Genomic DNA, 14382 nt, shown 5'->3' with positions numbered 1-14382 from the left:
TACGGTGACTCATGGTGGTCATGGTGGGTGTGCGGTGATTTTTTGTTGTTTACTTCACAGCCTCCTGGATTTTGCGTAGGTTTCTTACACGTCCCCAGGACGGGAGAAGAAGACGACGACCGCACGTCGCCGCGCATCCCGTGGCGGCGAGGACGGGAGGGTTCATGGGTCAGAAACGCATCCTGTCCGCCACCGCCGCGAGCACGGCTCTCATACTGGCGCTGAGCGCCTGCGCGGGTGGCGATTCCAGCGGCGGGGGAGAACGAACGCTGGACGTGTGGATCATGGAGGGCACCCACCCCGACGCCTCGGCGTTCTTCGACGAGGTCGCCGCGGACTTCGAGGAACGCACCGGCGCCACCGTCAACGTCGAGTTCATCCCGTGGGCCGACGCCCACGACAAGTTCGTCACCGCGATCGCCGGCGACACCATGCCCGACGTCGCCGAGGTCGGCACCACCTGGACACCGGAGTTCGCCCAGGCCGGCGCCCTGGCCGACATCACCGACCGGGTCGGTGACACCAGCGCCTACGTTCCCGGGCTGATCGAGGCCGGCACCGTCGAGGACCGGCTCTACGGGGTGCCCTGGCACGCCGCGGTGCGGGCGGTCCTCTACCGCACCGACGTCTTCGAGGAGCACGGTCTCGAAGAGCCGCGCGACTGGGAGCAGTTGCGCGAGGCCGCGCTCACGATCAAGGACGCCGAGGAGGACATGATCGCCTTCCCCGTTCCCGGGGGCGCCGAGTACTCCCTCCTCCCCTTCGTCTGGGGAGCCGGGGGCGACATCGCCGAACAGGGGGACGACGGGACGTGGACCTCCGGCATCGACAGTCCCCAGGCGCGTGAGGGGATCACCTTCTTCACCGACCTCGCCCTGAAGGACGGCCTGTCCTCCACCGGCGCGGCCACCTGGCTGGAGACCGACGTCCAGGACAACTTCGTCGACGGGAAGGTCGCCATGGCGATCTCCGGAAGCTGGACCCCCAAGGCGATCCTTGAGGCCAACCCCGACCTCGAAGGGCGCGTCGCGGCCTTCCCGATCCCCGGGCCCGAGGGCGGCCACAGCCCGAGCTTCCTGGGCGGGTCCCACCTGTCGGTGTTCAACGGGTCGGAGGACCAGGACCTGGCCTGGGAGTACGTCCAGCTTCTGACGAGTGACGAGTACGCGCGGCGCTGGACCGAGGAGACCACCTACCTGCCCGGCAAACAGGAACAGCTCGCCCGCTACGCCGAGTCCGAGGATCCGCTGATCCGTCCGTTCGCGGTGCAGATGAGCCAGGCCGGGCGCGGGGTCCCCGTCACCCCCGCCTACGGCAAGGTGCAGGGGCAGAAGGTCCTGCAGACGATGGTCCAGTCGATCCTGTCCGGTGACGCCTCGGTCGAGGAGGCCTCCGCCACCGCCGCCGAGACGATCGAGAAGACACTCAACGGAGACGGGTGAGCCGTGGCCAGACCCGTCCTCACCAGGCCGGCCGCTCCCGCGGCCGGCCCCGGCGGCCCCCGCCCCGCCCCGTCCCGCCGGCTGTCCGCCAGGACCCGACGGCTCGTACGGCCCTGGGCGCTGCTCGCGCCGGCCCTGCTGGCCATCGGCGTGCTGCTGATGTATCCGCTGGCGCGGGTGGTGTGGCTGTCGTTCCAGGACTACGGGTTGGACAACGTCGTCTCCGGCCAGCCGGACTACAACGGCCTGGACAACTACGTCGAGCTCCTCACCGACCCCTACCTGTGGACGGTGGCGCTTCCCAACACCGCGGTGTTCGCGGTGTTCGCGGTCGGTGGGACGGTCGTCCTCGGCACGCTCATCGCCCTGCTCCTGAGGTCGCTGAGCCCTCTATGGCGCACGGTGGTCACCGGTTGCATCATGGTCGCCTGGGCCATGCCCGCGGTCACCAGCACCTACGTGTGGATCTGGATCTTCGACGTCGACCGCGGCCTGGTGTTCCAGGCCCTGCACGCCCTCGGCCTGATCGGGCCCGAGGGATTCAACTGGTTCACCGAGAGGCTGACCTTCTACGCGATCGTCACCCTCAACATCGTCCACCACGGTTTCCCGTTCGTCGCGGTCACGGTCCTGGCGGGGCTGCTCACCATCCCGCGCGAACTCCACGAGGCCGCGCTGCTGGACGGCGCCAACGCCTGGCAGCGTTTCTGGCGGGTGACCGTGCCGACGATCCGGCCCGTGTTCGCGGTCGTCACGATCCTGTCCACGATCTGGGACTTCAAGGTGTTCGCTCAGGTCTACCTGATGCCGGGAGGGGCGGGATCCAACGCCGAGGTGCTCAACTTCGGGGTGTGGTCCTACGTGCGTTCCTTCTCCCAGCAGAGCTACGGGCTCGGATCCGCGATCGCGGTCCTGCTCACGTTGATGCTGCTCGCCATCACCATCGTCTACCTGCGGGCCCTGTTCCGGGACGAGGAGCTGCGATGACCGCCACCACGGACCGCGCGCCGTCCGGCCGCCGCACCGCCGTCGCCTTCGGCAAAGGGGCGGCGGTGGCGGCCGTCCTCCTGTTCACGCTGTTCCCCGCCTATTTCATGCTCTCCAGCGCGCTGTCGCGGCGATCCGGGTCGGGGACCGACGCGCTGTTCCCGGCCGACCCCACCCTGGACCACTTCGTGGGCGTGTTCACCCGGGGCGGCTTCCTCACCTATCTCGGTAACTCCCTCTTCGTCGCGCTGCTCACGGTCGTCGGGAGCAGCCTGCTCGCGCTGTTCGCCGCGGTCGCGGTGGCGCGCTTCCGGTTCCGGTTGCGCACCACGGTCCTGGTGATGGTGCTCGTCATCCAGATGGTCCCGCTCGAGGCCCTGGTCATCTCGCTGTTCCTGCTCGCCCGCGACCTGAACATGCTGAACTCGCTGTGGGGACTCGCGCTCGTCTACGTCGCGCTGTCGCTGCCCTTCGCGATCTGGATGCTGCGCGGCTTCGTCGCGGCGGTGCCGGCCGAGGTCGAGGAGGCCGCCTACATCGACGGAGCGTCGTGGGGGCGGATGTTCTGGTCGGTGCTGTTCCCCCTGGTGGCCCCGGGGCTGGTGGCCACCAGCATCTTCTCCTTCATCACCGCCTGGAACGAGTTCATCCTGGCGCTGACGTTCATGAACGACGGCGAGAAGTACACGGTCGCGGTGGGACTGCGGCAGTTCTTCGGCCAGAACACCACCGACTGGGGCGCGGTCATGGCGGCGTCGACGATCATCACCCTCCCGGTCATGGCGTTCTTCCTGTTCGTCCAACGGGGACTGGTCTCAGGGCTGGTCTCGGGAGCGGTGAAGGGGTGACGATGACGGAACCGCGCCGTGATCCACGGATCGTGCGGATGGTCCACCAGGTGCTCATGCCCGGGTTCGTGGGCACCGAGCCACCGGGGTGGCTGGCCCGGGCGGTCGGCGAGGGGACGGGCGCCGTACTGTACTTCGGCCCCAACCTCATCGACGACCCGGCGGCGCTGTCCCAGACGCTGCACGGGCTCCGCTCCGACCTGGTCCTCGCCTCGGACGAGGAGGGCGGGCGGGTCACCCGGCTGCACGCGGCCCAGGGGTCGCCCTACCCCGGGCACGGGGAGCTCGGCGCCACGGGAGACCTCGCCCGCACCCGCGCCGTCGCCCACGCGATGGGCAGGGAACTCCGCGGGGTCGGCATCGACGCCGCGCTCGCGCCGGTCGTGGACGTCAACGTCAACCCGCGCAACCCCGTCATCGGGCCGCGGGCGTTCGGAGCCGATCCGCGGGAGGTGGCCGGGCACGGCACCGCCTTCATCCGCGGTCTCCAGGAGGCGGGGGTCGCGGCGGCGGCCAAGCACTTCCCCGGCCACGGCGACACCGAGGTCGACTCCCACCTCGCCCTCCCCGTGGTCGACGTCGACCTCGCGACCCTGCGCCGGCGGGAGCTGCCGCCGTTCGCCGCCGCGATCCAGGCGGGAGCGCGCATGGTCATGGTCGGGCACATCCGGGTGCCCGCGCTGGGCGAGGCCCCGGCCAGCCTCGAACCCGGCGCCTACGCCCTGCTCCGCGGCGAACTGGGCTTCGAGGGGGTCGCCGTGACCGACGCGCTGGACATGCGCGCGGTGGCACGTCACCTGGGACGCGGTGAACTCGACGGGATCGCCGACGGCGCGGTCGGCGCGCTACGCGCCGGAGCCGACCTGCTGTGCCTGGGCAACCCACACGAGGCGGGCGGCAGCGACGAGAAGATCTTCGGGGCCACGGTGGAGCGGATCTTCGCCGCCCTCTCCGATGGGACCGTGCCGGTGGCGCGCCTGGCCGAAGCCGCCGGACGGGTGGGGGAACTGGCGGCCTGGTGCGCGCGGAGGCGACCGTGACGGCGGTCTCTCCTTGACCGGGCGACGGTTCTCCGTGAGTGTTGGCGGGAATGGACCGATGTCGGAGGGGTCCGAGGCGCGCAGGGACGACGCAGCGGTCCGCGCGCGTCGGAGACGGAGTGGGGGAGGACACGTGGTCACAGTCGAGGACCATCCGATCGAACCGGACTACCCCTGGCCCAAGAGCCCGACCAACGTCCTCATCCGCTGCAACGTCTGTGTCGATCTGCGCTACTTCGCCGACCGGCACGCGGAGCACCTCGACGACTACAGTCCGGGACCGCACTGCAAGGCCTGCGGCAAACGCATCGAGTTCAGGTGCACCGTCTGCGACTCCCAGTGGAGACCCCTCTCGTGAGAGGGGTCAGTTCAACACGACGATCGCCCCGTTGAGCGCGCCCGCGTAGGCCACCCACACCAGATAGGGGACGAGCGCCACCGCCGCCACCCGGCTGTGGCGGGCGAAGAGCGCGATCAGCACCGCGAGGGCCACGCCCAGGACCGTGATGTCGACCAGGGCCGCGCCATAGCGCCCCGCCGCGAAGAACAACGGCGTCCAGGCCGCGTTGAGCAGCAACTGGAGAGCGTAGAGGGCGAACGCGACGGGCGCCCCGCGCAGTCCGGCGGAACGCCAGACCAGCCAGCCCGCCAACGCCATCAGAACGTACAGCACGGTCCAGGCGGGGCCGAACAGCCACTGCGGCGGTGCCCAGGAAGGCAACGTCAACCGGGCGTAGACCTCCGCCGACCCGCTCGCGGCGGCCCCGCCGATGGCGGCCGTCGCCAGGACCGCGAGTGCGAAGGCGACGGCAGCACCCGTCTGACGGGAGCGCGAGGGCGCTCGATCGGCCATGCTGACCCCCTCATGGGACGGCGACCCTCACCGCCCTGCCCGCCGATCCGGCGCGCAAACGGAAGTGGGGCCGCGTCGAGGGCCGCCGGCCGCGTCGGTCAGCGCAGCTCGCGCTTGAGGATCTTGCCGGTGGCGGTCATCGGCAGCTCGTCGCGGAACTCGACCAGGCGCGGGTACTTGTAGGCGGCCAGCCGCTCCTTGGCCCAGGTGATGAGCTCCTGCTCGGTCACCCTGGCGTCCTCCTGGCGGATCACGTAGGCCTTGATCTCCTCGCCGTGGGTCTCGTGCGGCACCCCCACCACGGCGGCCAGGCTCACGTCGGGGTGCGTCATCAGCACCTCCTCCAGTTCGCGGGGGTAGACGTTGTAACCGCCGCGGATGATCATGTCCTTGGAGCGGTCGACGATGTAGTAGAAGCCCTCCTCGTCGCGCCGGGCGATGTCGCCCGTGCGGAACCACCCGTCCTTCAGGACCTGCTCGTTGATCTCCGGCCGTTGGTGGTAGCCCTTCATCACGCAGTGGCCGCGTACCGCGATCTCCCCGGGCCCCTCGCCCTCGACCTCGTTGAACTCGGCGTCCACGAGTCTCATCTCCACCCCCCAGATCGGCAGCCCGATCGAACCGGGCTTGGCCTTGCGTCTGGGGTCGTTGAACGAGACGACCGGCGAGGTCTCGGACAGCCCGTAGCCCTCCAGGATGTCGACGCCGAAGCGATCCCTGACCCGCTTGGCGAGTTCGCCGGGCAGGGCCGAGCCGCCCGACACGGCGGTGTGCAGGGTGCCGGTGATCTTGTCGATGTCGTGTTCGCCCTTGGCGCCGAGCAGTCCCCAGTACATGGTGGGAACGCCGGCGAACATGGTGACGCCCTCCTTCTCCATGAGGGCGAGGGTCTCGTCGCCGTCGAAACGGGCCTGGAGGACCATCGTCCCCTGCCGGTAGAGGGCGCAGTTCATCATCGTGGTCTGGCCGAAGATGTGGAAGAGCGGCAGCACGGTGAGGAAGATGTCGTGGCCGTTGGGCGCGCGGCCGAACAGGCGGCTCGAGGCCACCGCGTTGAGCAGCAGGTTGGCGTGGGTGAGCTGGGCCCCCTTGGGCTGACCGGTGGTGCCGCTGGTGTAGATGATGACCGCGGTGTCGTCGGCTTCGGTGCGCACCGTCTCGAAACGTCCCGAACGGCCGGCGAGCGCGGCCCACAGCGTCTCGGCGCCCTCGATCGTCGACTCGGTGGCGCCGGGCGTCGCCGGGAGGTCGATGTAGACCTCGCAGCCCTCCACCTCGTTGAACGCCTTCCAGGCGCGCTCCCCGAGCGGGAGATCCGGCGTCCCGGTGAACGCGAACAGCGCCTTGGCGCCGGAGTCGCGCAGGTGGTAGGCGATCTCGCGCGGGGTCAGCAGTACGTTGAGGGGGACCACGACGGCGCCCGCCTTGAGCGCGCCGAAGTAGACGAAGGGGAAGTAGGGGGTGTTGGGGGAGGCGATCGCGATCCTGTCCCCGCGCTCGATGCCCCGTGCGACCAGGAGTTCGGCCACCTGGTTGGCGATCATGTCCACCAGCGCGTAGTTCAGGCGCAGGTCACCGAAGACCACGGCGTCGCGGTCGGGGTGGTTTCGGGCCCCGTCCTCCAGTAGTACCGACAGGTTGAGCATCGCGGCCTCCTCCAGAGAGTGCTGTCGGTCACTGTTCTACCGCACGGTAACTTCTGTGGAAGAGGCCGGGTGCCCCGGGTCACTCGACCCGCGTCAGCGCCGCCGATCCGGGAAGCGAACCGGTGGAGTCGCTCATCCCGATCTCCGAGACCCGCCAGGTGCTCCCACCCGCCTCCACGGTGTCACCCAGTTTGAGGGTGTGCTCCTTGGCGGGACCGTCCTCCTCCCCGACGCTGATGATCACGGCCGGCTCCTCGCCCTCCTCGTAACCGACGACCTCCAAGGTGGTCGGCTGCTCGCTCCCGGCGTCCAGCGTGTAGGCGACGCCCTCGGTGAGCTGGATGCGATCGTCGTTCTCACCCAGCAGCGGAGCCGGGCTGCTGCTCTGCGCGGTGGCCTCGGTCTCGCTCTCACCACCGTCACCGCCTCCGCAGGCCGCGGCTCCCAGCACCACACCGGAGGCCAACGCGGCGGAGGCGAGGAAACGGGCGATAGGACGGGCACGAACGAGGACAGCCATGTTCATTGATCTCCATCAAGGTCCTGGGACGCCGGCGGAGGATCGGCCGGCGCTTGCCTCCCAGTCTCGGTACTGGGACAGGCGGGAAGGGGAGGGACACGCGGAGGCGTGTTCGAGTGACCGGGCGGTCGGCCGCGTGCTGTGTATTGTCCCACCGGCGCGGGACACGTCGGCCGGGAGAAGCCGGTCGCCCCGACCCCGGACCGGCCCATTGGAAGGGCGCCCCTCCGCCCGCACGCTCCCACGGGGCTCGGGGAGGGCCGGACGAGGCGGTGAGGTCATCCCCACCGCACGCTAACCTTGGGATCCAAAGACTCATGCGGCGGCCTCCGGTCGCGGTGCGCCTCGCCGGCGCCTCCCTCCGGACAGCCGGGGCCCGCCCAAGACCACGTGCTTCGACAGCGCGAAGCGGTAGAGGACAGTTCCAGCGATGACAGCCGTAGACGGAGACCAGGTGGCGAACGACTCCTACGACGCCCACACCCTCCAGGAGAAGTGGCAGGCCCGGTGGGCCAAGGAGAACCCCTTCGCGGCCAGCGAGGATCCGGCCGACGACCGTCCGCGCTCCTATGTGGTGGACATGTTCCCCTACCCCTCCGGCGACCTTCACATGGGCCACGCCGAGGCGTTCGCCATCGGCGACGTCGTCGCCCGGTACCGTTTCCAGCTGGGCGAGAACGTGCTCCACCCGATCGGCTGGGACTCCTTCGGCCTGCCGGCCGAGAACGCCGCGATCAAGCACGGGACCCACCCCGCCGAGTGGACCTACGCCAACATCGAGACCCAGGCCGAGTCCTTCCACCGCTACGGGATCTCCTTCGACTGGTCGCGACGGCTCCACACCAGCGACCCCGAGTACTACCGCTGGAACCAGTGGTTCTTCCTGCGCTTCCGCGAGCGGGGCCTGGCCTACCGCAAGGACGGCCTGGTCAACTGGTGCCCCAAGGACCAGACGGTGCTCGCCAACGAGCAGGTCGTCCAGGGGCGGTGCGAGCGCTGCGGCACCGAGGTGGTGCGGCGCACCCTCAACCAGTGGTACTACAAGATCACCGAGTACGCCGACCGGCTGCTGGAGGACATGGCCCAGCTCGAGGGCAAGTGGGCCGACGAGGTCTTGACCATGCAGCGCAACTGGATCGGCCGCTCCCAGGGCGCCGACGTCCGGTTCGCGATCGAGGGACGCGACGAGCCCGTCACGGTGTTCACCACGCGCCCGGACACGCTCTACGGCGCGACCTTCTTCGTGGTCGCCGCCGACGCGCCGTTGGCCGACGAGCTCTGCGCCCCCGAACAGCGCGAGGCGTTCGAGGAGTACCGGGCCCAGGTCGCCAAGCTGTCCGACATCGAGCGTCAGTCCACGGAACGGGAGAAGACCGGCGTCTTCCTCGGCCGCTACGCGATCAACCCGGTCAACGGCGACCGCATCCCGATCTGGGCCGCCGACTACGTCCTGGCCGATTACGGTCATGGCGCCATCATGGCGGTCCCGGCCCACGACCAGCGCGACCTCGACTTCGCACGGAAGTTCGGGCTGCCGGTGCGCGTGGTCGTCGAGACGGGCGAGGCCGACCCGAACGACAGCGGTGTCGCCACCGCGGGCGAGGGCAAGCTGGTCAACTCCGGTCCGCTGGACGGGCTCAGCAAGAGCGAGGCGATTCCGCGGATCATCGAGATCCTCGCCGAGCGTGGCACCGGTGAGGGGACGATCAACTACCGGCTGCGCGACTGGCTGCTGTCCCGGCAGCGCTTCTGGGGTACGCCCATCCCGATCATCCACTGCCCCTCCTGCGGCGAGGTCCCCGTACCCGACGAGCAGCTCCCGGTGCTCCTGCCCGACGACCTGCGCGGTGCCGACCTCGCCCCCAAGGGGGTCTCGCCGCTGGCCGCGGCCGACGATTGGGTCAACGTCGACTGCCCCGAGTGCGGTGGCCCGGCCAAGCGCGACACCGACACGATGGACACGTTCGTCGACTCCTCCTGGTACTTCCTGCGCTACTGCTCGCCGCACGAGGAGAACGCGCCGTTCGACCGGGACGCGATCAACAAGTGGGGACCCGTCGACCAGTACATCGGCGGCAAGGAACACGCCATCCTGCACCTGCTCTACAGCCGGTTCTTCACCAAGGTGCTCTACGACATGGGCATGGTGGAGTTCACCGAGCCCTTCACCCGGGTGCTCAACCAGGGCCAGGTCATCAACCAGGGCAAGGCGATGTCGAAGTCGTTGGGCAACGGCGTCGACCTCGGTGCGGAGATCGACAAGTACGGCGTCGACGCGGTCCGTCTGACCATGCTGTTCGCCGGCCCGCCCGAGGACGACATCGACTGGGCCGACGTCTCCCCGGCCGCCTCCCTGAAGTTCCTCAACCGGGCCTTCCGGGTGATGGTGCAGGCGGGAGAGGCGTCGCAGCCGGGCGTCGACCCCGCCGAAGGCGACCTCGCGTTGCGCAGGGCCACCCACCAGACCCTGGACAAGGTGACCGCCGCGGTCGAGGCCCAGCGCTTCAACGTCGCGATCGCCCGCATCATGGAGCTGGTGACGGCGGCCCGCAGGGCCATCGACTCCGGCCCGGGCGCCGCCGACCCCGCTGTCCGCGAGGCGGCCGAGGTCATCGCGATCACGCTGTCGCTGGTCGCCCCCTACGTGGCCGAGGAAGGCTGGGAGCGGCTGGGACACCGTGGATCGGTGGCCATCGGCAACTGGCGCACGCCCGACCCCGCTCTCCTGGTCCAGGAGTCGGTCACCTGTGTCGTGCAGGTCGCCAGCAAGGTCCGTGACAAGCTGGAGGTGGCGCCGGACATCTCCGCCGAGGAGCTGGAACGCCTGGCCCTGGCCTCGGAGAAGGTCCGGAACTTCATCGGCGACCGCCAGATCCGCAAGGTCGTGGTGCGCGCACCGAAGCTGGTCAACATCGTGGTGGGCTGACCCTCACCGACCGGTCCCGCCCGGCGCGACGGATCTCTCCCGGCGCCGGGCGGGGCCTTTTCCGCGGTGCCCGAGACTAACGAGGAGCCCAATGTCGTCAAGGAGCGGCGGCGTGAAACGAGTACTGCTCGTGACCGGTGGCGTCGTGGTGGTGGCGGCCGTCTCCATCACCGCTGGTCTTGTCTGGGGCGCGCGAGGACCGGCCGCCGAGGCCTCGCCCTCCGACGCCTTCGCGGCCGCTCCGGCCTGTGCTGACGTGACGGCCGAGGTGATCGAGCCCGCGGTGCCGTCGGCGCAGCCGGAGGTCGTGGCGGCGGGGCCGTTGGAGAACGCGGCCGCGGGCGCCTGCGCCTGGACCTCCTTCGGTGACGCCTCGGCCCCTCCGCGCTCCCTGCACGTCGAGTTCGAGGCGCGTTTCAGCAGACGCGACGGGCAGGAGAGCGGGGAACAGGCCGCCGCCCGTCGGCTGGTGGAACTGGCCCCCGCCGGCGAGACCGAGGGGGCGGCCCCCGTGGCCTCGCTCGGAGAGGGAGCGGTCGTCCGGCCGGGGACGGCGGAGGGCGGGGCCGCGGAGGTGGTGTTCCGCAGGGACAACCTGTTGGTGCGCGTCTGGTACGGCGGGGACAGGGGAACCGACGGCACGCCGCTGTCCTACGCGCAGGCGCGCGACGGGGCGATCGGCGTGGCCGAGCGCCTGGCCGACTCCCTCTGAACGTTCGGCGGCCTCCGGCCTCCCGTCCGTGGGAACCGGCGGAGGGGTGAGGACGTCCTAGGACACGTCTCCGGTCCCCTCCGGGACGGAGCATCCAGAACGACGGGACACCGGCGTTCTGGGGGTGCAGAGATGTCGGACGCGCTGTTGGAATGACGGGTTATGTGCCCGTAACGGTGTCGATCAGGTAAATGGCCCCTGATGTCTGCTGGCTGACGGTCCGGCGGCGAGTAGCGTTGACGGGCCGGCCGCCGATCCCCGTCGAGGAAAGGACCGCAGATGCTCCAACCGCCCCACGGGGGTCCCGGACAGGACCCGCCTGGGGGAGACCCGGGTCCCCGAGGAGGCCCCCCTGCCCAACCGGGACCGGCGTGGTCCCCCTCCTCCACCGCGCCGGGAACGCCCTCCCAGGGCGGGTGGCCGACCGCGGGGCAGGCAGACCCCGGGCGAGAGACGCCTTCCGCTCACCCCCTCGGCGGGGAGCGCCAGATCGAGCCCACGCCCCGGGCCAATCGGGGATGCGCCATCGCGCTCCTCGGCACCGCGGCCGTCACCGTGCTGCTCCTCCTGGTGGGAGGGGTCACCGCCGCCGTCTGGCTCGACGCCGACGGAGGCGAGTACTCGGTGGCCCCCGACTGCTCGGTGGCCGAAGGCGAGGTCCTCTCCCGGCTGGTCCCCGCCCACGAGACCGTCCTGGCCGAACGGATCGACACCGAAGGACAGGAATGGTGGGAGGGGCACCAGTGCGTGTGGGAGACCGCCGCGACAGCGGTCGAACCACCGGCCAAGGTCGCCCTGTACACCATGCGCAACGAGAACCGCCCGGGAGCCGGTGGGGAGGAACAGGCCGCCACCGACCTCGCCGACGACAGCAGGGGGCATGAGGCCGTGGCGGTCGAGGAACTCGGAGACGAGGCACTGGCCTGGTACGACAATGGAAACAGGTTCGGGTGCGTCGGCGTCCGAACGTCCAACCTCTATGTCTCCTCCTGCTACTACGCTTCGACGGACTACTCCGGTACCCGAACCGTCCCCCAGGACGAGGCGTTGAAGGGCGCGGAGGAGCTCGCCCGAGACGTCGTGGCCAGGATCGAGACCGGTTCCTGACCAGGGCGGGCCGCCACGGTCCCGTCGACCGCGTCCTCCCTCTCCACGCGCCCCCCCAGGAAGAGACGCGGGCATCCCCAAGCCCATCCCTCCGATTGGAGACCCCATGACCCAGCCCCCTTACGGCGGCCCTACGGGAGAGCCCTCGGGGCCGCCCCCGGGTGGTCCCTCCGGTCCGTCCGGAGCCCACGGTCCCTCGTTCGAGGGGTCGTCGGGCCCTTCCGGCCCCCACGTTCCGCCGAGCGGTGGACCGTCCGGTCCGTCCTACCCCTCGGGCTCCTATGGCCCGCCTCCGGGAGGGCCGGGCGGTCCCGCCGGTCCGCCTCCGGGAGGACCGGGTGGTCCCGCCGGTCCGCCTCCGGGAGGGCCGTACGGCCCTCCGCCGGGAGGACATCCGGGTGCCTATGGTCCGCCGCCCCCCAACGGGCCCTACGGCCCCAACCCCTACACCACCGCACCGAAGAAGAACAACGGTTGCCTGGTCGCCTCGATCATCGCCGCGGTGATCGCGGTCGTCCTCGTCCTGGGCGTCGTCAGCGCGGTGTTCCTCCTCTCCGGTGAGGAGGACGAGGGGTACGCCGCGACCCCGAGTTGCTCGGTCGCGGAGGGGGCTTCGCTGTCCCTGCTCGTTCCCGATTACCAGGCCGACCGGCAGGAGCCGATCGACACCGGGGGTCAGGACTGGTGGGACGGATACGAGTGCAGCTGGATCACCCCGACCACCTCCTCGGGCACCCCCGCTTTCGCCTACATGATCGTCATGCGTAACCAGGACCGGCCGGGTACGACGGGTCAGGAGGAGACCGTCACCGACCTGGAGACGCAGACCGCGGGCTACTCCACGACACCGGTCGAGGGGCTCGGGGACGAGGCCCTGTCCTGGTACGACGGCGCGGAGGAACTCGGCTGCGTGGGAGTCCGGATGTCGAACATCTTCTTCTCGACCTGCTACGACGCCGCCACCGACTACGCCTACACCGAGTCCATCCCCGAGGAGGAGGCGGTCGACGGCGCGGTGAGCATCGCGCGCGACGCGGCCGAGGCGATCCGCAACGGCGGGTACTAGTCGGCGGCCCTCCTCGCCCGAACGCGGGGCGCCCTCCCTCGCGGAGGGCGCCCCGCGCGCGTCGGCGCCCTACAGGGCTCGGTCGAGGAACGAGGTGAGGGCGGGGGCGAGCTCGGGGGACACAGGACGCTCCTCGTCGAGGACGGGCGCGCCAGGGGAGCCGTCGTACAACCGGAACACATGGTCGGCGTCGGGCAGGTCCACCCGTTCGGCGTCGTCCAGGCCGGTCATGAGCCGGTCCACCTCCGCCCCGTCGACCTGGGAGTCGGCGGTCCCCCACAGAACGAGCGTCGAGACGTCGGCGGGCAGCTCACGGGCGAGGTCGACCGGGTCCATCGCGTCGATCTCGCGGAGGAAGGTCTCGTTCGTCGGTGAGAACAGCGCGTCGAGCTGGGGAGAGAGGTCCTCGGGGAGCTCGCCGCCGGAACGGAGCCGGGCGATGGCATAACGGGTGTCGGACAGCACTGCGGTCGCCTCGGCCGCGTCGAGCGCCCCGCCGCTTTCGGCGGTTCGGACCTGTTCGGTGAGCTGCCGGTCGAGAAGGGAGAGGTAACGTTCCCCTACCGGGGCGGCGAGCACCAGTGCCCGTGGCGGGTGCTCGTCGATCACGTTCGGGGCGCGCAGCGCGAAGATCGATCCCTCGCTGTGGCCGATCACGACCAATCGGTCCGGGTCCACCTCGGGTCGGGAGGCGAGCTCCGCGTAGGCGGCCGTCATCTCGTCCTCGAACAGGTCGTAGCCGACGGGCTCCTCCGGGTCGCGTGACGCCGTTCCGGTCGAACCGGAACCGTACTTGTCGTAACGCAGGGAGGCGATTCCGGCGTCGGCCAGGATCGCCGCGAGATTGTGGTTGGTGTCGGCCTGGGAGCGGTACGGACTGTTGCCGTTCCGGTCGGTCGGTCCGCTTCCGGACACGATCAGCGCCGCGGGTACCGGTTCGCCGGCGTCCTGTGGCAGCGCGAACGTCCCGTACAGGGTGTCGGGGCCGCTGCGGAACTCCACCTCGTACTCGTCGGCGGCGACGTCGAGCCGCTCCACGCCCCCTTCGTCGTCGCGCTCGGCCGTCGCGCAGGCGCTCGACAGCAGGAGCGCCCCTCCGGTGAGGAGGGTGCCGCAGACCTGGAGGGGGCGGGGAAACAGGCGCATGCCCCTACGGTAGGGGAGCCCGAGGCGGGGCCGGTCCCGGGGCGCGGCTCCGGGGTGGAGCCGATCACGGGTCCGTACCGAACCGAGGC

The 14382-nt window shown here is 70.4% G+C and carries 13 protein-coding genes; 9 read left to right on the top strand and 4 right to left on the bottom strand.

Annotated elements, in window-relative coordinates:
* Positions 1-164 precede the first annotated feature (164 nt).
* The 5 genes from B5D66_RS18370 (at position 165) to B5D66_RS18350 (ending at position 4675) form a co-directional block, all read left to right on the top strand.
* Entirely contained in the window at positions 165-1442 is a 1278-nt protein-coding gene (locus tag B5D66_RS18370) for a sugar ABC transporter substrate-binding protein (RefSeq protein WP_078762997.1), read from the top strand.
* A gap of 3 nt (positions 1443-1445) precedes the next feature.
* Complete coding sequence (locus tag B5D66_RS18365) at positions 1446-2429, top strand: carbohydrate ABC transporter permease (protein ID WP_078762996.1); 984 nt, start codon at positions 1446-1448, stop codon at positions 2427-2429.
* Positions 2426-3277 carry a carbohydrate ABC transporter permease gene (locus B5D66_RS18360; protein WP_078762995.1) on the top strand — a complete coding sequence of 284 codons (852 nt, stop codon included), beginning with the start codon at positions 2426-2428 and terminating at the stop codon, positions 3275-3277. Before B5D66_RS18365 ends, B5D66_RS18360 begins: the two co-directional genes overlap by 4 nt.
* A gap of 2 nt (positions 3278-3279) precedes the next feature.
* Positions 3280-4317 carry a glycoside hydrolase family 3 protein gene (locus tag B5D66_RS18355; RefSeq protein ID WP_078762994.1) on the top strand — a complete coding sequence of 346 codons (1038 nt, stop codon included), beginning with the start codon at positions 3280-3282 and terminating at the stop codon, positions 4315-4317.
* A gap of 133 nt (positions 4318-4450) precedes the next feature.
* Positions 4451-4675 carry a hypothetical protein gene (locus tag B5D66_RS18350; protein WP_078762993.1) on the top strand — a complete coding sequence of 75 codons (225 nt, stop codon included), beginning with the start codon at positions 4451-4453 and terminating at the stop codon, positions 4673-4675.
* A 6-nt stretch (positions 4676-4681) separates the two neighbouring features.
* Here the strand turns inward: B5D66_RS18350 and B5D66_RS18345 are convergent, their stop codons facing one another.
* From B5D66_RS18345 to B5D66_RS18335, 3 genes are all read right to left on the bottom strand, one after another.
* Positions 4682-5170 (bottom strand): TspO/MBR family protein, encoded by a 489-nt coding sequence (locus tag B5D66_RS18345; protein WP_078762992.1) that lies wholly within the window; start codon positions 5168-5170, stop codon positions 4682-4684.
* Positions 5171-5268: 98 nt separating this feature from the next.
* The gene (locus B5D66_RS18340; RefSeq protein WP_078762991.1) at positions 5269-6816 is read right to left on the bottom strand and encodes a long-chain-fatty-acid--CoA ligase; all 1548 of its coding nucleotides are present in this window, start codon (positions 6814-6816) and stop codon (positions 5269-5271) included.
* Positions 6817-6895: 79 nt separating this feature from the next.
* Positions 6896-7336 (bottom strand): DUF6406 domain-containing protein, encoded by a 441-nt coding sequence (locus B5D66_RS18335; RefSeq protein WP_078763065.1) that lies wholly within the window; start codon positions 7334-7336, stop codon positions 6896-6898.
* Positions 7337-7766: 430 nt separating this feature from the next.
* On the opposite strand from B5D66_RS18335, the gene leuS reads away from it, so the two are divergent.
* The 4 genes from leuS (at position 7767) to B5D66_RS18315 (ending at position 13147) form a co-directional block, all read left to right on the top strand.
* Positions 7767-10262, top strand: a complete 2496-nt coding sequence (leuS, locus tag B5D66_RS18330) for a leucine--tRNA ligase (protein WP_078762990.1) — start codon at positions 7767-7769, stop codon at positions 10260-10262.
* 112 nt (positions 10263-10374) lie between these two features.
* Positions 10375-10974, top strand: a complete 600-nt coding sequence (locus B5D66_RS18325) for a hypothetical protein (protein WP_144390198.1) — start codon at positions 10375-10377, stop codon at positions 10972-10974.
* 555 nt (positions 10975-11529) lie between these two features.
* The gene (locus B5D66_RS18320) at positions 11530-12081 is read left to right on the top strand and encodes a hypothetical protein (RefSeq protein ID WP_078762988.1); all 552 of its coding nucleotides are present in this window, start codon (positions 11530-11532) and stop codon (positions 12079-12081) included.
* Between the two features lie 502 nt (positions 12082-12583).
* Positions 12584-13147: a hypothetical protein gene (locus tag B5D66_RS18315; protein ID WP_078762987.1), complete on the top strand. Its 564-nt coding sequence runs from the start codon at positions 12584-12586 to the stop codon at positions 13145-13147.
* 69 nt (positions 13148-13216) lie between these two features.
* On the opposite strand, the gene B5D66_RS18310 is transcribed toward B5D66_RS18315, so the two are convergent.
* Entirely contained in the window at positions 13217-14293 is a 1077-nt protein-coding gene (locus B5D66_RS18310) for an alpha/beta hydrolase family protein (RefSeq protein ID WP_078762986.1), read from the bottom strand.
* Positions 14294-14382 lie beyond the last annotated feature (89 nt).

The sequence above is a fragment of the Marinactinospora thermotolerans DSM 45154 genome (assembly GCF_900167435.1).
In the GTDB taxonomy this organism is placed as follows: Bacteria; Actinomycetota; Actinomycetes; order Streptosporangiales; family Streptosporangiaceae; genus Marinactinospora; species Marinactinospora thermotolerans.
Note: the sequence above shows the minus strand (reverse complement) of the source record. Positions and strands in the feature narration are given on the sequence as shown.